Origin of the sequence: Salinicola corii (assembly GCF_008298015.1) — a bacterium.
GTDB lineage: Bacteria > Pseudomonadota > Gammaproteobacteria > Pseudomonadales > Halomonadaceae > Salinicola > Salinicola corii.
Genome location: NZ_VTPX01000001.1, coordinates 402,547 through 420,039 on the forward strand (window position 1 = coordinate 402,547; position 17,493 = coordinate 420,039).

Sequence of the window (17,493 nt, forward strand, 5' to 3'; positions counted from 1 at the left end):
CGATAGCGCCTGTAAGCAAACGGGCCCGTGCCAATGGCACGGGCCCGTTTCTTTTTCGCCGTCGCTGCCGTCGCGGCAGCGGCGAAACCGGCTCGATGGCCTCGAGCCGGTGCGCCGATCAGGAGGCCTGGTAGAGCTTGCCCAGTGCCGCGTTCAGCGTCTTGCTGGGGCGCATGGCCTCGCTCACCAGCTCGCCATTGGGGTGGAAGTAGCCCTTGATGTCCACCGGCTTGCCCTGCACTGCGTTGAGCTCGTCGACGATCGTCTTCTCGTTGTCGCCAAGCGTCCTGGCGATCTCTTCGAACAGTGACTTCAGTTCGCCGTCGTCGGTCTGGGCGGCCAGCTCTTTGGCCCAGTAGAGCGCCAGATAGAAGTGGCTGCCGCGGTTGTCGAGTTCGCCGACCTTGCGCTTGGGCGACTTGTCGCTGTCGAGGAATTCGCCGTTGGCGCGATCCAGCGTCGCCGACAGGATCCTGGCACGGGCGTTGTCGAAGGTGCTGCCGAGATGCTCGAGAGACGCCGCGAGCGCCAGGAACTCACCCAGTGAGTCCCAGCGCAGGTGGTTCTCCTCCAGGAACTGCTGGACGTGCTTCGGCGCGGAGCCGCCGGCACCGGTCTCGAACAGGCCGCCGCCGTTCATCAGCGGTACGATGGAGAGCATCTTGGCGCTGGTGCCGAGTTCCATGATCGGGAACAGGTCGGTCAGGTAGTCGCGCAGCACGTTACCGGTGACGGAGATGGTGTCTTCGCCCTTGCGGATGCGCTCCAGCGACACCTTCATCGCTTCCACCGGTGCGAGGATACGGATATCCAGGCCGTCGGTATCGTGATCCTTGAGGTAGGTCTCGACCTTTTCGATCAGCTTGGCGTCGTGGGCGCGGTTGGCGTCGAGCCAGAAGATCGCCGGCGATCCGCTTTCACGGGCGCGATTGACGGCCAGCTTGACCCAATCCTTGATCGGCGCATCCTTGGTCTGGCACATGCGCCAGATGTCGCCGGCCTCGACGTCATGGCTGAACAGCGTCTGGCCGTTCTCGTCGGTGACGACGACGGTGCCGTCGGCCGGGATGTGGAAGGTCTTGTCGTGTGAGCCGTACTCCTCGGCTTTCTGCGCCATCAGGCCAACATTGGGCACGCTGCCCATGGTGGTCGGATCGAAGGCGCCGTTCTTCTTGCAGTCCTCGATCACGGTCTGGTAGATGGTCGCGTAGCAGCGGTCCGGAATCACTGCCTTGGCGTCGTGCAGGGCGTCGTCGGTGCCCCACATCTTGCCGGAATCACGGATCATCGCCGGCATGGAGGCGTCGATGATTACGTCACTCGGCACGTGCAGATTGGTGATGCCCTTGTGGGAGTTGACCATCGCTAGCGACGGCCGCTCCTGGTAGAGCGCCTCGATGTCGCTCTTGATCGCGTCCTGCTGCTCGCTCGGCAGTTTCTCGATCGCGCTGTAGAGATCCCCGATGCCGCTGCTGGAGTTGAAACCGGCCAGTTTCAGCGCCTCGGCGTGCTTCTCCAGCGCCTCCTTGTAGAACTCCTCGACCACGATACCGAACATGATCGGGTCGGAGACCTTCATCATGGTCGCTTTCAGGTGCAGCGAGAACAGCACGCCGCGCTTCCTGGCATCCTTGATCTCGCTGTCGATGAAGTTGCGCAGGCGACGGCTGCTCATGCTCGCGGCGTCGACGACTTCGCTCTCCTTGACGGCGAGGTCTTCCTTCAGCGTGATGTGAGTACCGTCTTTCTGCTGCAGCTCGATCTTGAGCTTGCCGGCCTTGGCGATCACCGCGGACTGCTCGCTGCCGTAGAAGTCGCCTTCGCTCATGTGGGCGACGTGAGACTGCGAATCGCTGCTCCACTCGCCCATGCGGTGCGGGTACTTGCGGGCATAGTTCTTGACCGACTTGGGCGCGCGGCGATCGGAGTTGCCCTCGCGCAGCACCGGGTTGACCGCGCTGCCCTTGGCCTTGTCGTAAGCCGCCTTGATCGCTTTTTCATCGTCGTTCTTGGGCTCTTCCGGATAATCCGGCAGGGGGTAGCCCTGGCTCTGCAGCTCCTTGATCGTCGCCTTGAGCTGGGGGCCCGACGCGCTGATGTTGGGCAACTTGATGATGTTGGCTTCGGGGGTGGTCGCCAGTTGGCCGAGTTCGGCCAGATCGTCGCTGACGCGCTGCTCTTCGCTCAGCAGGTCGGGGAACTGGGCCAGGACGCGCGCGGCCAGAGAGATGTCGCGGGTTTCGACCGTGATGCCAGCGGTGCCGGTAAAGGCTTCGATGATCGGCAGTAGAGAGTAGGTGGCAAGGGCCGGGGCTTCGTCGGTCAGGGTGTAGATGATCTTCGGCGTATTGGACATGTCTGTTCGTTAACCTCTCTTTGGCAATGACACGAAGTGTCGAGTGCGTGCGGAAACTCGAATGCGCGTCCCGCCCCTCTGTTTCGGCTCGATACGTCAGCGTTCGACGCCATCCTCTGTCGATCGCCCGACGCTTTCTCGACCCAGGAGGCGAGACATCCTCCCGAGTGTCGGTTCCTGGCACCGTGACTGGCCGGCACTCGGGGCTGAAATCGATCGCGGCGGCGGCGCGTAAAGTTGTCGACAACCTGCAGTCGCGAACAAGTATACCAGCGGCAGTGGGCCGGCGCATTCACGTGACCCGGCAGCGGGCTGACGATCATGGCCGTTCGAGGGCCACGATCTCCACCCAGTTCGTCTTGCGGCCGGTGGCGGCGTCGCTGACATGGGTCAGGCCACCGCTGGCCGATTCGATTCGATAGAGCGACAGGTGATCGCTCAGTTCGCCTGCGGCTACCAGGTAACGCCCGGCGGGATCGATTCCGAAGCCGCGGGGCTGCTGCACGGTCGGCTGATTGCCGACGAAGTGCAGCTCGCCGGTTTCCGGGCTGACCCGCAGCGTGCTGAGGGTGCTGCTGGTGCGCTCGGAGAGATAGAGGTAGCGGCCGTCCGGCGTGATGTGCAGGTCGGCGGCCCAGATGCGCGGCGTATCGTCACCGTCGGGAATCTCCTCGCGGGGCATGCCTGGCGCGAGGCCGTGGCTCTCGGGCAACCCCTGGCAGATGCCGACCCGGCTCAGCGTGCCGCTGTCGGCGTCCAGCGCGAAGGTCGTTACCGTGGCATCGAACTCTCCCAGCACGTAGACGAATCGTCCGCTGGGCGAAAACACGAAGTGGCGCGGGCCGGAACCGGCAGCCGTCTCGGCGACGGCCGGCTCGTTGGGGGCGAGCGCGCCGTCGGCGAAGTAGAACTGGGCCAGTTGGTCATCGCCCAGGTTGGTGGCAATGACGTGGTGATTGTCCGGCGTCGCCTGGATGGCATGCGCGCGGCTGCCGGTGCCCAGCGTCTGGGTGGCATCACCGGCGACGCCGTTGGCATCGATGGGGCTGACGCTGACCAGGTTGCCGCCATAGGATGCGGCCAGCAGGTAGCGACCGGTGCGGTCGGTGGCGATGTAGGCCATGCTGCCGTAGAGCGCGCCACTACCCAGCGCCGTCAGCTCCCCGGTGCTGGCGTCGATGCGATAGCTCAGGACCCGCAGCGGATCGCTGCGGATCGCGGCGTAGAGATACCTTCGATTGGGACTGACGGCCAGCGGCATCACATTCTCTGCCGCCTCGATGGTGGCCAGGGGGACCAGCGCCTCATGCTGGCGATCCAGACGATAACTGCCAATGGTTCCATCGCCGGCGTTGGCGACGTAGACGACGGTATCGAGCGCGGGTTCGGCTGGGGACATGGGGCGTTCCTGAACGGTTGAAAGTGTTCGTGCAAAAGCCTCGTCGTCCCGAAGCGTGTCGACCGTTGGCGCGGTGACGACGAATGGCAGAGAGATAAAGCTCCGTTGTAGCATCGGCCGGCCATTGGCGTCGATTGCCGATAGGTCGAGCCGATGCCGTCAGTGCCTGGCGTCCAGCCGGCTCTGCAGCAGCTTGAGAATGGCGCACGTTGCCCTGGCTTGTCTGGTCGTTGTCGCCGGGCCCCAGCTCCTCCAGCGCCAGTGCGGCGATCGAGGTTCCGGCCCAGGTCCGAAAATCCTTGGTGCTGAAGCGCCCCATCACCTCGTGGGTGTACTGCTTGCGTCCGATACTGTCGCGGCCGGTGGCGTGAAGGTGGTGACGTTGGTCGAGCATGACCTCGACATCCCGCCAGGCCGGGCCATGGCAAACTCCTTTTGTCCAAACCGATAGTCGATGCTGTCAGCCATCATCGGCGTGACAGATTCGAGATCAGGATAGACCAGCGCCGCCAAAAGGCCCGACGATGGCCCGATTGACCTAGACTCTGAGCGAATCGATCCGGAGGGGAGTGGCATGATGGTAGGGCGTTTTCAGTGGATCTGGCGGCGGTTGCATCGCTCGTTGTGGTATCGCGCCACGCTCTTTTCGCTGGGAGGCTTGCTGACAGCGCTGATCGCCTGGCTGGTGACGCCCTGGCTGGATTTGCCGGCCTTCGCCAGCATCGGCGCCAGCGCCGTGGACAGCATTCTCAATATCATCGCCTCGAGCATGCTGGCGGTGACGACGTTTTCGCTGAGCGCGATGGTCACATCCTATGGCTCCGCGACCAGCAACGTCAGCCCGAGGGCCAACATCCTGCTGATCGAGGATCGGGTGACGCAGAATACGCTGGCTACGTTCATCGGCGCGTTTCTCTTCAGCCTGGTCGGCATCATCGCCTTGGCTGCCGGCGTCTACGACGAAGACGGCCGCACGCTGCTGTTCGCCGCGACGATCGTGGTCATCGTGCTGGTGGTCTATCAGTTGATCAAATGGGCCGGCTACCTGACCCGGCTGGGCCGGGTGAGAGATACCATCGATAAAGTGGAGACGGCGGCCCGGAAGGCGCTCGAGGGACGCATGGACAACCCTTACCTGGGAGGCCAGGCAATGCCGGCCACGCTCCCCGAGAGACTCGAGCCGGTTCGGGCCGACAAGGTTGGCTATCTGCAGCACGTCGACATGTCGCTGCTGGACTCGCTGGCCGGGGATTCCAGCCTTGCCATCTATGTCAGGGCGTTGCCTGGCAGGTTCGTCGACACGACCACTGAACTGGCTTCGACACCCGCGCTCGACACGGAGCGCGCGAAGAAGATCGCAGATGCCTTTACGGTTGGGCCGGCGCGACACTTCGACGAAGATCCCCGGTTTGGCATCATCGTATTGGCGGAAGTGGCGTCGAAAGCGTTATCGCCGGGTATCAACGATCCCGGAACCGCCATCGACATCATCGGCTGTGGCGTCCGGGTACTGACGCCATGGGTGCGACACGCCGCGGGTGGTATCGACGAAGCGACGCCACCGGTCGAACATGTCCATGTCGATGCTTTGAAGACCGAGGACCTGTTCGAGGATTTCTTCACCCCGATCGCACGCGATGGTGCCACGACGGTGGAGATCGGCATTCGACTGCAGAAGGCGCTGGCGTCGTTGGAGGCGATCGGCGACGAACGGGTCAAACGCATCGTCGACGGTCATCGCAAACGGCTGCTCAAGCGCTTCGACCAGGGGCTGACGCTGGACGACGATCGCCAACGGGTCAGACGCGCGGCGAGCGACTGACCCGCGGGCCGGTTCAGTTCAGGCCGAGCAGACCGCGAAGCGTCGACAGGTCCTCGGCGAGCACGGTCACCGGGCCGGTAAGGGCTCGGCGGTCGGCATCGCTGACCCGGTCGTAGGATTCGAAGCCCGCACTGGGGTCGTCGGCCTCCAGGCGGTAGTCGGCCAGGGTCTCTTCCACGTCGTCGAAGTTGTCCTGGACGCGCTCGACGAACCCGGCGTCCTCCTGCGCGGCCAACGGCTTGAACAGCTCGAAGATTTCCCGGGCGCCGTCGACATTGCCCTGGAAATCCCACAGGTCGGTGCGGCTGTAGCGATCTTCCTCGCCGGAGACCTTGGTCGCCGCGACCTCTTCCATCAACGCGGCAGCCCCGCCGACGACCGTCTCGGGCGGGAAGGTCAGGCCCTGGACACGACTGTCGAGGTCGTTGACGTCATCCATCAAGCCCTGTGCGTACTTTTCCATGCCCTCGGTGCTATCGTCGTGAAACAGGGCGTACTCGAGGCGATGGAAGCCGGTAAAGTCGGGGTCCTCGACGCCTTTCTCGTAGTCGTCCTCCCGCGCGTCGATGCTGGCGTCGAGGTCGGCAAACAGCTCGGCGATAGGCTCGATGCGCTCGTAGTAGACCCGGGTCGGGGCGTAGAGCGCCTGCGCCTTCTCGACGTCACCGGCCTGGACGGCGGCGGTGAAGTCCCGGGTGTGGCTGACCAGTTGCTCGAGATTGTCGAGGACGTAGAGCTTGTAGTCGGCGACCGGGCCGACCAGCGCTTCCGGCGCGACCGCCGCCTGGGCGGCTGGCGCCGTAATAAGGGCGGTGAGAGGAGCGAGCGGTAGTAGCGCGAAAGCGCCGGTAGCGATCCACTGTCGGGTTGTCTTCATTGTCTGCCTCCGTTGAATGATCCGAGTGCCAGTCGGCGGTCATGAATCATCGGCTCGTCGTCGCGAGCGCGGTTGTTTTCGATAATGACTCTATGTTGCCCGAGTGCTGATGCCTGCATCTCGCCGCCTGGGCCGAGCAGGCTCAGGCAGAGGCGGCCAACAGGCCACTGCCCAGAAAATCGTTGTCGTCCCGTGCCCCGGGCAGCACGAAGAAGTAGCCACCGCCCACCGGCTTGATGTACTCCTCCAGCGGCTCGCCGTCGAGGCGGCGCTGAACGGTGATGAATCCCGCCTCCAGGTCCGCCTGGAAGCAGAGGAACAGCAGCCCCATGTCGAGCTGGCCGTTGGCCTCGACGCCGTTGGAGTAGTTGAACGGTCGCCGCAGGATGCGATTCTTCTCGGTGGCGGGCGTGCGCGGATTGGCCAGCCGGATATGGGCATCGAGCGGGGTGATCTTGCCCTCCGGGTCCCGTGAGTAATCGGGGACGTCCTGCTCCCTGCCCTCGGCGGTGCTGTCGGAAAGCGGCGCACCGCTCATCTTGCGACGGCCGAAGATCATCTCCTGCTCATGCAGTGGCGTGCGATCCCAACGCTCGACGAAGTTGCGGATGATACGCGCCGCGAGATAGCTGCCGCCGCGAGCCCAGGCCGGTTCGTCGTGATCCCGGCCGACCCACACCAACTCGTCCATCAGCACGTCGTCACTGCCATCGGGGTTGGCGGAGCCATCCCGGAAGCCGAGGAAATTGCGGGCACTGCCGTCCACCTCGCCAGGGGCGGGTGGCAGCGGCGGCACGGTGCCTTCCTGTTTCCAGCGCACCATCAGCAGCCCCGGCGTGTTCTTGATGATGTCGCGCAGCGCGTGATAGCCGGTGTCCAGGGTGTTGGCGCAGATCTGGAGCGCCAGGTCGCCGTGGCAGCGTGCGGCGTCCAGCGCGTCGTTGGGAAAGCCCTCCATGCGCTGCAGGCGCTGCGGCCGGGCGCTCGCCAGGCCGTAGCGCTTGTCGAACAGGGAGGCGCCCACCGCGAGGGTCATGGTCAGGCCGTCAGGCGCGATCACGGGACCCAGGATGCCGGAATCCGGTGGCGGAAACAGCGGGTCGCGTTCGGGAATCCTGCCGCCCTGGGTCAGAAAGGCCATCCGCTCGGTCAGTATCTTCAGCAACCTTTCCAGGTCGTCTCGGTCCCGTGCCAGGACGTCGAACGCGACCAGCATGCCGGTGGCCGGGCGGGGGGTGACGACGCCCTGCTGATGCTCGCCGTGAAATGGGTAGCGCAGCTGCGCGTCCTGTTCCTGCGGCGCGCTGGTCACGTCCTGGCCATGTCCGCTGGCGGCCCGGGCCGGGCAGGTGCCACTGAGCCCGATCCCGCCGAGCCCCAGGCCAAGGCCGGTCAAGCCGGCGCCCTTGAGGAAGCGACGGCGTTCACGATGGGCGGGCGCGGGCGTGTCCGCTGGGGGAAGTGCTGTCTGGGAACGGTCTGTCCGTCGATGAAAGGGACAGCCTGAATGACGATCGAACTGACTCATGAGCGATGACCGATGTCGATTAACCTTCCAGGGTAAGGGTTTGATTGATGCCGGCGAGCGAGTCGGCCAGGGTGCCGGTCGCCTGCAGCAAGGCCCCGGCGGCGACGCCGGATGGCGTCGACGAATTGATGGCCGCCGGAAGGTCCCGCTGTAGCGCCTTCAGATTGGCCTGCAGGGTCTGTTGGACGGCGGGAGACCGATGCTCCAGCAGTGGCGACAGCAGCGAGACGATCTTGTCGGCTCCCTCCGTCAGGGCGACGAGATCGGCGAGATCCCGACCCGCGATGGCGCTGTCGTCGCGGTGGTGGTCGAGCCACGCTTCCAGCACGCGGGAGGTGCCGGCGGCCAGCTGGGCCGGCGGGATCGAGGCGTGCTTCAGCCGCTCGGCGAGAGTGTCCACATCGGCAACCAGCTGCGCGGCCACGGGATTCAGGCCAGCGGTACCCTGATGCCCGAACAGCCCGGCGGCGAGCCGGTGGAAGCCGACGAAGGCAGGGTCCGCTTCGCGCTGTTCGAAGTCGTCGGCGCGGGCGTTCAGGCGCTGATCGATATCGCTGTAGAGCCCGATGGGCATGGCGAGATGCAGGTCGATGCGACGCGCTTCCCGATAGGCCCGGCGGGCGGCATCGAGATCGTCGGCGGCGACGGCGTCGCGCAGATCGACGGCGCTGGTGCGGAGCTTCCGCAGCTGCAGCGTGGTATAGACTTGGTACTCGGCCAGCGGCCCGACAAAGGCGGTCGCCGGAAGGGTGGAAGCCGGCGCGCTCGAATCGCCGGCGACGACATGCAGGGTGCCGCGTGGATTGCTGAGCAGGCCGCAGGTCATCACGTAATCACCCGCCTTCAGCGTCGCGGTCAGCGGCTGGCGCAGGCCGGGCGCGATGTTCTCTCGCTCCGCGAGCACCATCACGCCGTCGATGATCTCCCATTCGATGGCACGGTCCGACCGGTTCACCACGGTGAACGTGCGCTGTCCGGCAGGCACTTCCAGGCGGTTGGGCTCGCAACCGCTGGCGGTCACCTCGATGACCTGGCCGTCGTCGCCGACCGGATTTGCGGCGCGCAGCGAGAGCGTGAAAACACCCAGGGCGATCAGCATCAGCAGAAACGAGACCGCCATCCCCAGGCGCAGGGTGCGGGGGGAGGGCGGTGCGATGGAAGCGGACTGCGACATGGCTCAGGCTCTCCCGTGCCGGGGCTGGGTCGTCGCCGATGTCCGGGTCGATGACGGGCGAAGCCACAGCAGCCACGACGCGACCGCCAGATAGCCGATATAAGCCACGAATTCACTCACCGTGGGGGCCGGTTGGTAGCCGAAGATGCCTGAAAACAGCGACCCCAGAGGCGTGTCCAGCGGCAGACGGTCGCTCAGGTCGAAAACCACCTTCTGGGCGTGATTCCAGAGGCCCGCTTCATGCAGCGCGCGTACCGAGCCGGCGAACAGGCCGGCCGCCACCAGCAGGATGAACAGGCCGGTGAGGCGGAAGAAATGCGCCAGCGGCAGCCTCAAACTGCCACGATAGAGGGCCAGGCCGGTGACGGCAGCGACGATCAGGCCCAGTAGCGCGCCCAGCGGCGCCTCCGAGCTGCTGCTCTGCTGGAACACCGCCAGCAGAAAGAAGATGGATTCCAGTCCCTCGCGCGCCACGGCGAGGAAGACCATGGCGATCAGCGCGTAGGTGTGACGGCGTCCGCGATGGAACGCCTCGTCGAGCGCCCGGGTGAGGTCCCGCCGCATGCCGCTGGCGGCGCGGCGCATCCACATCACCATCCAGGTCAGCACGCCGACGGCGAGAAAGCCGACCAGGGCCTCGAACAGCTCCTGTTGACGCTGCGGGAATTCGGCGCTGGCGAACTGCAACCCCGCGCCAACGAACAGGGCGAGGGCGACCGCCAGGAAAATGCCGATCCATACCGCGGGCATCCAGGCGCCACGGCCGGTCTGACGAAGATAGCTGGCGATGATGCCGACGATCAGGGCTGCTTCCAGCCCCTCTCTCAGCATGATCAGAAACGGTACCAACATGGCAGAAATCCAATGGTGGATCGCGGTGAACGACGACGAGACGACAAGGGTACGATAACGGTGTGAATGATACTTGTTATCACCTCCGTCCGGTAACACTTTTTCACGTTCTGCTCGAATCGCGACACCGTTGGAGCGTGAGGACGACGATCTGTTCTGAAAACGACATCGGAGTGCCTAATGACGATGACGATGTCGCGCAGAGATAAAAACGCATGCGTCGCATGGTCACAGGGATTAAAGTCGAAACAGGCCGGTCGAGATGCTGAAAAGTCACGTGACGGTCTCAGTCCAGCGTCGTTCGACGCCGATAGAAGTCGCCGTGGACCGAGAGCGACAGACACCAGGGAACCGCAATAACAATAACCGCCGAACCATCCTTGGAGGAGACATGAAATGGCAATCACCCCCGCTCGTGGTAGCGCCCCCGCCGGCGCCGTGCCCGAACCGCAGACGCTCGGCTTCCTGCTACTGGAAGATTTCACCCTGATCTCCTTGGCATCGGCTATCGAGCCGTTGCGGATGGCCAATCAACTTGCCGGACGCGAGCTCTATCGCTGGTACGTGATGACCATGGATGGCGCTCCCGTTCGGGCGAGTGACGGCATGCAGGTGACACCGGATGCCAGTGCCCATTCGCCGCTGAGGCTGGATTGGCTGGTGGTATGCGGAGGTGTCGCTCCCCAGCGCTCCGTCACCCCGGCCCTGCTGACCTGGCTGCAGAGTCGTCAGCGCCAACTGCGGCGGGTGGGGTCGGTCTGTACCGGCAGTTGGGCCCTGGCCCAGGCGGGGCTGCTGAACGGTTACGACGCCAGTATCCACTGGGAGTGTCTGGCCGCGATCCAGGAGGCCTATCCGCGTACCGCTTGGAGTACCCGGCTGTTCTCGATTGATCGCGACCGCTTTACGGCCTCGGGCGGTACGGCACCGTTGGACATGATGCTCAACCTGATCGGGCGCGACCACGGTCGAGAGCTGTCGGCGGCCATTTCCGAGATGTTCATCTACGAGCGGGTCCGCGGCGAGGAGGATCAACAGCGAGTGCCGCTCAAGCACGTGCTGGGCACCACGCAGCCGAAGCTGCTCGAGATCGTGGCGTTGATGGAAGCCAACATCGAGGAGCCGATCGAGCTCGATGAGCTGGCCAGCTACGTGGATGTCTCTCGGCGCCAGCTCGAACGTCTGTTCCAGCGTCATCTGCACTGTTCTCCGTCGCGTTACTACCTCAAGCTTCGGCTGACGCGAGCGAGGCAACTGCTCAAGCAGACGCCATTGCCGATCATCGAGATCGCCTCCGCCTGCGGTTTCGTCTCCACCCCTCACTTCTCGAAGTGCTACCGCGAGTATTTCGGCACGCCGCCGCGTGAGGATCGTGGCGAAACGCTGAAGATTCGTCGACTGGAGCCTGCGGTGATTCCGTTGGCGGACGACGACCCGCTGATGCAATCCAGCAGTGCAACGGTGGCGTTGAGCCACGCCCGGGGGGAACCGACCTACGCCAGTATCGCGCTGGGCTGAGAATGACGATTTCCACGCCTGGATCGGGCGGCCATCGTGCCGTCCGTTCGCGGCCAGCTGTCATTGCGACGCCTGGCCTGTCCCACGGGCGAAGCCTAGATGACGACTCTGGCCACGATCACCACGACCCCGAACGTGAGCACCCCGCCTACCACCGGCCAGCCCAGTGAGCGGGTCTTGCGCCAGACGACGAGCGTGACGCCCAGTCCGACCACCGTCGCCAGCCAGCCGGCCAGATCCGGCGTGCGCGGCACCAACGAGACACCCAGTACAGCAGCGATCATCATCGGACCCAGCACCACCAGCCACTTTGGCAGCACATCGACGGCGGCATCCCCGTCGCGGCGTTTCAGGCGCTGCTGCATCCAGATCAGTGGCAGCAGTCGGATCAGATAGGTGCCCAGCGCGGCGACGATCATGGCGATCCAGAGCTCGAAGCTCATCGGCGTTTCCCTCCTACCGGTCTGACTCTCTCCGGCAGCCGGATCAGATAGAAGCAGAGTGCCCCGCAAGCGGCAGCCAGCGGGATCCCGATATTGGTCAACCCGGTCAGGGTGCAGAGCAGAGCGGCGACGATACTGATACCGAGTGCGAGCGCCCAGCGCCTGGAGGTGAAGCGCGGCACGATCAACACCAGAAATAGTGCCGGCAGCGCAAACGGCATCACCTCGCCCAGCAGGGGCCAGCGGTGGGTCAGCCACTCACCGGCGACCGCGCCCAGCAACGAGCCGGCAATCCAGCTAAGCCAGGCCAGCAGGGCGGCGCCGAAAAACCAGCCGACGCGCTGCGCTGCGGGCAACTGCGGTAACCGGCTGTGGGCCAGCGCGAAGATCTGGTCGGTCAGACCGTGCATCAACCATGGCCACCAGCGACTTTTCGGCAGCCAGGGCGCGATATTGGGGGCGTAAACGACATGGCGCACGTTGATCAGCAGCGTCAGCGCCACGGTCAGCCACAGGGGAGAGCCGCTGGCGACCATGCCGACGAACAGGAACTGCGAGGCTCCGGCATAGATCAGCGTCGAGATCGCCAGCGTCTCGGCAGTGCTGAAACCCGCCTGTGTGGAGATCAATCCGAACGAGACGGCCACCGGGATGTAGCCACCCAACAGCGGCACCGCTTCACGGACGCCGATCAACCAGCCGCTCGAGGGTGACGGCATGTCGGTGTCAGGCATTCGATGGTTCTCCCCTGGCGTAGACGATGGTGACCAGCAGCGTTGCACCCGTGTCGCTGGCACGATAGACGTGAGGTTGATCGGCGGCGAACGTGAAAATCTCTCCGGCACCAAGCGGGTGCGGCTGTTCCGGGGGGCCGACCGATCCCCGACCCTCGACGACCTGCAGGGTTTCCCGCGTTCCTGGCGCGTGAGCCTCTGCCTGTCGAACCGTCCCGGGCGCGCAGCGCATCAGGTAGACATCGACTGCCGGCTCATCGTGATGCCGGTGATGACTCTGCTCGATCAAGCGCACGCTGATCCCGTTCTCCTCCACCGGTGTCGCGACGGGCGCCACCAGGGTGCCGAACGGTACCCCGAGCCGCTTCGCCAGGCGCCACAGCGTGTCGATGGTCGGGTTGCCGGCCCCCTGCTCGAGGCGGGACAGGTTTGACTTGGCGATCTCCGCCTGAGCCGCCAACTGCGTCAACGACAGGCCACGTGCCTGACGCAGCGCCTGAAGATGTCGTCCCAGGGTTTCCAGCGCGATCTTGTCCATGGATGAAGGAGTCCAGTCGTTCTTTATATAGAGCGTTCTATATAAGGAACGCCTTGGCGTCAATAACGCACCCACTCGATGGCTTCCGGAGCCGGGAGTCTGTCGCAGGCAGGCAAGTCGGCTTGACGCAATCGGAACACTGGAATTCGCTTTCGGTCGGCGAGGGGAGGGAGCGCGGGGATATGCTGCGCGGAACGATCGTCTTCGGGCTTCCGGCCACACGCCGCGACGGCTGCGAAAGGCGCACAAAACCCAGGAGGAGTTCCGCATGTCGACGTCATCTCTGCACGACGATGCCATCATCATCGATGGCCTGATCATCGCCAAATGGGATCGGGCCCTGTTCGAGGATATGCGCAAGGGCGGGCTGACGGCCGCCAACTGCACGGTATCGGTATGGGAGGACTTCGAGTCCACCGTCGACAACATCGTCGCCGTCAACCAGCTGATGCGCGACAACGCCGAGCTGGTGCGTCCGGTGCACACCACCCGAGATATCACCCGGGCCAAGGAAGAGGGCAAGACTGGCATCATCCTCGGGTTTCAGAACGCCTACGCCTTCGAGGACAAGCTGGGCTACATCGAGATCTTCAAGAAACTCGGCGTGGGCATCACCCAGCTCTGCTACAACACCCAGAATCTGGTCGGTACCGGCTGCTACGAGCGCGACGGCGGTCTCTCCGGCTACGGCCGCGAGGTGATCGCCGAGATGAATCGGGTCGGCATGATGTGCGACCTCTCTCACGTCGGCTCGAAGACCTCCGAGGAGATCATCCTCGAATCGAGCAAGCCGGTCTGCTACTCCCACTGCCTGCCCAGCGGGCTCAAGGAGCACCCGCGCAACAAGTCCGACGAAGAGCTCAAGTTCATCGCCGATCACGGCGGTTTCGTTGGGGTGACCATGTTCACGCCCTTCCTCAAGGCGGGCGTCAACGCCACCGTCGAGGATTACGTCGAGGCGATCGTCTACATCATGAACATCGTCGGCGAGGATGCCATCGGTATCGGTACCGACTTCACCCAGGGCCAGGACGAAGCCTTCTTCGAGTGGCTGACCCACGACAAGGGCTACGCCCGCCGCCTGACCCGCTTCGGCGAGATCATCAATCCCAAGGGCATCCGCACCATCGGCGAGTTTCCCAACCTGACCCAGGCGCTGCTGGACCACGGACTCTCCGAGCCGGTGGTGCGCAAGATCATGGGGGAGAACTGGGTGCGGACGTTGAAGGATGTTTGGGGCGAGTAAGCCTCCGAGCCTATTGCGCTCGCGGGCGCGTTGTTGCGCATTGGGTCGCCATGCTCATGAACAAACACGTTTACTCCGCTGGCTCCCCAATCCGCGCCTAGCGCCCGCTTCGCTCATGACGGCTCCGCAAGGCCCGCGGAGTCGGCTGGAGGCCCCAAACCATCATTCTGCTCTTAGCCCGCGGCTAGAAGCGCCGCCCAAGAACAACTTCAGAGGTAACCGATATGACCCAGATGGCCCCCGAACTGCCGATCAGCGTCGATAGCGACACCGGTGTCTGGACCACCGATGCGCTGCCGATGCTCTATGTGCCGCGCCACTTCTTCATCAACAACCACGTCGCCATCGAAGAGGCGCTGGGGGTGGAAGCCTACGCCAAGATTCTCTATGACGCCGGCTACAAGTCCGCCTGGCACTGGTGCGAGAAGGAGGCCGAGCTGCACGGTCTCGAGGGCGAGGCGGTCTTCAAGCACTACATGAAACGGCTGTCGCAGCGCGGCTGGGGGCTGTTCGTCACCGAAGCGATCGATCTCGACGCCGGCACGGCCAGGGTGCGCCTGGAGCACTCCTGCTTCGTCTACCAGCTCGGCAAGACCGGCAAGCGCGAGGAGTACATGTTCACTGGCTGGTTCGCTGGCGCCATGGACCAGATTCTCGAAGCTCGCGGCAGCAGCCTTCGCACCGTGGCCGAGCAGACCCAGAGCGGGGCCGAGGCGGGCTGCGAGGTTGGCTACTTCGATGTCACGCCGCGCTGACGGCGGCCCTGATACGTATCGCGACAGCTATCAATAATTCAAGCAATTCCGTGTACTGAAGAACTCGTGGCGGCCGCACCTGACCCAGGGGCAGTGAGAGTTCGAGGAGATGACCGGCCATGGCTCATGAAGCCCTGTTCAAACCGATCCAGATCGGCAAGTTGACCATCCGCAACCGCGTGGTGAGCACCGCTCACGCCGAGGTCCACGCCACCGACGGCGGCATGACCACGGATCGCTACGTCAAATACTACGAAGAGAAGTCGAAGGGCGGTTGCGGGCTCTGCATCTGCGGCGGCTCCTCGCCGGTCTCCATCGACAGCCCGCAGCAGTGGTGGAGTTCGGTCAACGTCGCCACCGATCGTATCATTCCCCACTTCCAGAATCTTGCCGACGCTGTGCACAAGCACGGCGGCAAGATCATGATCCAGATCACCCACATGGGGCGGCGCTCGCGCTGGGACGGCCACAACTGGTCGACGCTGCTGTCGCCGTCGGGCATCCGTGAGCCGGTTCACCGCGCCACCTGCAAGACCATCGAGGAGGAGGAGATCTGGCGCATCATCGGTGATTTCGCCCAGGGGGCGCGGCGGGTCAAGGAGGGCGGTCTCGACGGCTGCGAACTCTCCGCGGTCCACCAGCATCTGATCGACCAGTTCTGGAGCCCGCGGGTCAACAAGCGCACCGACCAGTGGGGCGGCAGCTTCGAGAATCGCATGCGCTTCGGCATGGAGGTGCTCAAGGCGGTGCGTGCCGAAGTGGGCGACGACTTCTGCGTCGGCATGCGCATCTGCGGCGACGAGTTCCACCCCGACGGTCTGTCGCACGACGACATGAAGCAGATCGCCGCCTACTACGATGCCACCGGCATGGTCGATTTCTTCGGCGTCATCGGCTCGGGCTGCGACACTCACGACACGCTCGCCAACGTCATCCCCAACATGTCCTATCCGCCGGAACCGTTCCTGCACCTGGCGGCGGGTATCAAGGAGGTGGTCTCGGCTCCGGTCATCCATGCCCAGAACATCAAGGACCCGACCCAGGCCGAGCGCATCCTCGAGGGCGGCTACGTCGATCTGGTAGGGATGACACGGGCCCATATCGCCGATCCCCACATCATCGCCAAGATCAAGGCGGGTCAGACCGACCAGATCCGCCAGTGCGTCGGCGCCAACTACTGCATCGACCGCCAGTATCAGGGGCTCGACGTGCTCTGCATCCAGAATGCGGCGACCTCGCGGGAGTACATGGGACTGCCGCACATCATCGAGAAGAGCGCCGGGCCCAAGCGCCGCGTGGTGGTTGTCGGCGGCGGCCCCGGAGGCATGGAGGCAGCGCGCGTGGCGGCGGAGCGCGGCCACGACGTCACCCTGATCGAAGCCCAGCCCCAGCTTGGCGGCCAGATCACCCTTGCCGCGCGGGCACCGCAGCGCGACCAGATCGCCGGCATCACCCGCTGGTACGAGATGGAACTGGCGCGCCTCGGGGTCGATGTCCAGCTCGAGACCCGCGCCGACGATTCGGTGGTGCGCGACCTGCAGCCGGACGTAGTGGTGCTGGCCAACGGCGGCCATCCGTTCCTCGAGCAGGTGCCCGAGTGGGGCTACTCGGACAATCCTGAGGAGAGCCTGGTGGTCAGCAGCTGGGACATCCTCGGCGGCAAGGTCGAGCCGGGCAAGAACGTGCTGGTCTACGACACCATGTGCGAGTTCAGCGGCATGTCCACCGCCGACTATCTCGCCAGCAAGGGCTCGACGGTGGAGATCGTCACCGACGACACCAAGCCCGGCGTGGCGATCGGCGGCACCACCTTCCCGACCTACTACCGCAGCCTCTATCAGCAGTCGGTGGTGATGACCGGCGACCTGGGGCTGCACAAGGTCTATCGCGAGGGCGACAAGCTGGTGGCGCTGTTCGAGAACGAATACACCGGCGAGCACGAGGAGCGGGTGGTCGATCAGGTGGTGATCGAGAACGGCGTGCGTCCGGACGAGTCGCTCTACTACGCGCTCAAGGAGCGTTCGCGCAACAAGGGCCAGATCGATCTCGAGGCGCTCTACGCGGCGACGGCGCAGCCGACCCTGGCCGAGAGCGGCGATTTCGCGCTGTTCCGGATCGGTGACTGCGTGGCGCAGCGCAATACGCATGCGGCGATCTATGATGCGCTCCGCCTCTGCAAGGATCTGTGAGGGGAACGGACTGCGCTCGACGATACGGCGTTGAATCCCTCTTCGCCATGCTTATGGACAAA

General features: G+C 64.5%; 14 protein-coding genes. 5 read left to right on the plus strand and 9 right to left on the minus strand.

Translation table 11 applies throughout. The features are described 5' to 3' along the window. Positions 1–118: 118 nt before the first annotated feature. On the minus strand, positions 119–2,356 hold the full coding sequence (locus tag F0A16_RS01910; protein ID WP_149433692.1) for an NADP-dependent isocitrate dehydrogenase: 2,238 nt from the start codon (positions 2,354–2,356) through the stop codon (positions 119–121). A gap of 319 nt (positions 2,357–2,675) precedes the next feature. Next, entirely contained in the window at positions 2,676–3,755 is a 1,080-nt protein-coding gene (locus F0A16_RS01915) for a lactonase family protein (protein WP_187775877.1), read from the minus strand. Between the two features lie 574 nt (positions 3,756–4,329). On the opposite strand from F0A16_RS01915, the gene F0A16_RS01925 reads away from it, so the two are divergent. After that, entirely contained in the window at positions 4,330–5,577 is a 1,248-nt protein-coding gene (locus tag F0A16_RS01925) for a DUF2254 domain-containing protein (RefSeq protein WP_223119686.1), read from the plus strand. Positions 5,578–5,590: 13 nt separating this feature from the next. Here the strand turns inward: F0A16_RS01925 and efeO (F0A16_RS01930) are convergent, their stop codons facing one another. The 4 genes from efeO (F0A16_RS01930) to efeU form a co-directional block, all read right to left on the minus strand. Then, positions 5,591–6,454 carry an iron uptake system protein EfeO gene (gene efeO / locus F0A16_RS01930; RefSeq protein ID WP_149433694.1) on the minus strand — a complete coding sequence of 288 codons (864 nt, stop codon included), beginning with the start codon at positions 6,452–6,454 and terminating at the stop codon, positions 5,591–5,593. A 142-nt stretch (positions 6,455–6,596) separates the two neighbouring features. Beyond that, positions 6,597–7,982, minus strand: coding sequence for an iron uptake transporter deferrochelatase/peroxidase subunit (gene efeB, locus F0A16_RS01935; RefSeq protein ID WP_149433695.1), 1,386 nt, complete (start codon positions 7,980–7,982; stop codon positions 6,597–6,599). A gap of 19 nt (positions 7,983–8,001) precedes the next feature. After that, positions 8,002–9,156, minus strand: coding sequence for an iron uptake system protein EfeO (gene efeO / locus F0A16_RS01940; RefSeq protein WP_149433696.1), 1,155 nt, complete (start codon positions 9,154–9,156; stop codon positions 8,002–8,004). A gap of 3 nt (positions 9,157–9,159) precedes the next feature. Continuing rightward, a complete protein-coding gene (gene efeU, locus F0A16_RS01945) occupies positions 9,160–10,008 on the minus strand; it encodes an iron uptake transporter permease EfeU (RefSeq protein WP_149433697.1) in 849 nt (282 codons plus the stop codon). A 396-nt stretch (positions 10,009–10,404) separates the two neighbouring features. Between efeU and gbdR the strand changes: the two genes are divergently transcribed. Further along, a complete protein-coding gene (gene gbdR, locus F0A16_RS01950) occupies positions 10,405–11,526 on the plus strand; it encodes a choline metabolism transcriptional regulator GbdR (protein WP_149433698.1) in 1,122 nt (373 codons plus the stop codon). A 95-nt stretch (positions 11,527–11,621) separates the two neighbouring features. On the opposite strand, the gene F0A16_RS01955 is transcribed toward gbdR, so the two are convergent. The 3 genes from F0A16_RS01955 to F0A16_RS01965 are packed head-to-tail and all read right to left on the minus strand — an operon-like array spanning position 11,622 to position 13,241. Further along, complete coding sequence (locus tag F0A16_RS01955) at positions 11,622–11,969, minus strand: AzlD domain-containing protein (RefSeq protein WP_149433699.1); 348 nt, start codon at positions 11,967–11,969, stop codon at positions 11,622–11,624. Next, a complete protein-coding gene (locus F0A16_RS01960) occupies positions 11,966–12,703 on the minus strand; it encodes an AzlC family ABC transporter permease (RefSeq protein ID WP_149433700.1) in 738 nt (245 codons plus the stop codon). The genes F0A16_RS01955 and F0A16_RS01960 overlap by 4 nt, the downstream gene beginning before the upstream one ends. Beyond that, positions 12,696–13,241, minus strand: coding sequence for a helix-turn-helix domain-containing protein (locus F0A16_RS01965; RefSeq protein ID WP_149433701.1), 546 nt, complete (start codon positions 13,239–13,241; stop codon positions 12,696–12,698). Before F0A16_RS01965 ends, F0A16_RS01960 begins: the two co-directional genes overlap by 8 nt. Positions 13,242–13,509: 268 nt before the next feature. On the opposite strand from F0A16_RS01965, the gene F0A16_RS01970 reads away from it, so the two are divergent. The 3 genes from F0A16_RS01970 to dgcA all read left to right on the plus strand — a co-directional run bounded on the left by F0A16_RS01970 (position 13,510) and on the right by dgcA (position 17,431). Next, positions 13,510–14,487: a dipeptidase gene (locus tag F0A16_RS01970; RefSeq protein WP_149433702.1), complete on the plus strand. Its 978-nt coding sequence runs from the start codon at positions 13,510–13,512 to the stop codon at positions 14,485–14,487. A 224-nt stretch (positions 14,488–14,711) separates the two neighbouring features. Then, positions 14,712–15,242 carry a DUF5943 domain-containing protein gene (locus F0A16_RS01975; protein ID WP_149433703.1) on the plus strand — a complete coding sequence of 177 codons (531 nt, stop codon included), beginning with the start codon at positions 14,712–14,714 and terminating at the stop codon, positions 15,240–15,242. 119 nt (positions 15,243–15,361) lie between these two features. Continuing rightward, complete coding sequence (gene dgcA, locus F0A16_RS01980) at positions 15,362–17,431, plus strand: dimethylglycine demethylation protein DgcA (RefSeq protein WP_149433704.1); 2,070 nt, start codon at positions 15,362–15,364, stop codon at positions 17,429–17,431. The last annotated feature ends 62 nt before the right edge of the window (positions 17,432–17,493 follow it).

Bases quoted from the DNA above. Each gene is read 5' to 3' on its own strand.
- F0A16_RS01910 (WP_149433692.1), bottom strand. From the start codon at position 2,356: ATGTCCAATACGCCGAAGATCATCTACACCCTGACCGACGAAGCCCCG.
- F0A16_RS01915 (WP_187775877.1), bottom strand. From the start codon at position 3,755: ATGTCCCCAGCCGAACCCGCGCTCGATACCGTCGTCTACGTCGCCAAC.
- F0A16_RS01925 (WP_223119686.1), top strand. From the start codon at position 4,330: ATGATGGTAGGGCGTTTTCAGTGGATCTGGCGGCGGTTGCATCGCTCG.
- efeO (WP_149433694.1), bottom strand. From the start codon at position 6,454: ATGAAGACAACCCGACAGTGGATCGCTACCGGCGCTTTCGCGCTACTA.
- efeB (WP_149433695.1), bottom strand. From the start codon at position 7,982: ATGAGTCAGTTCGATCGTCATTCAGGCTGTCCCTTTCATCGACGGACA.
- efeO (WP_149433696.1), bottom strand. From the start codon at position 9,156: ATGTCGCAGTCCGCTTCCATCGCACCGCCCTCCCCCCGCACCCTGCGC.
- efeU (WP_149433697.1), bottom strand. From the start codon at position 10,008: ATGTTGGTACCGTTTCTGATCATGCTGAGAGAGGGGCTGGAAGCAGCC.
- gbdR (WP_149433698.1), top strand. From the start codon at position 10,405: ATGGCAATCACCCCCGCTCGTGGTAGCGCCCCCGCCGGCGCCGTGCCC.
- F0A16_RS01955 (WP_149433699.1), bottom strand. From the start codon at position 11,969: ATGAGCTTCGAGCTCTGGATCGCCATGATCGTCGCCGCGCTGGGCACC.
- F0A16_RS01960 (WP_149433700.1), bottom strand. From the start codon at position 12,703: ATGCCTGACACCGACATGCCGTCACCCTCGAGCGGCTGGTTGATCGGC.
- F0A16_RS01965 (WP_149433701.1), bottom strand. From the start codon at position 13,241: ATGGACAAGATCGCGCTGGAAACCCTGGGACGACATCTTCAGGCGCTG.
- F0A16_RS01970 (WP_149433702.1), top strand. From the start codon at position 13,510: ATGTCGACGTCATCTCTGCACGACGATGCCATCATCATCGATGGCCTG.
- F0A16_RS01975 (WP_149433703.1), top strand. From the start codon at position 14,712: ATGACCCAGATGGCCCCCGAACTGCCGATCAGCGTCGATAGCGACACC.
- dgcA (WP_149433704.1), top strand. From the start codon at position 15,362: ATGGCTCATGAAGCCCTGTTCAAACCGATCCAGATCGGCAAGTTGACC.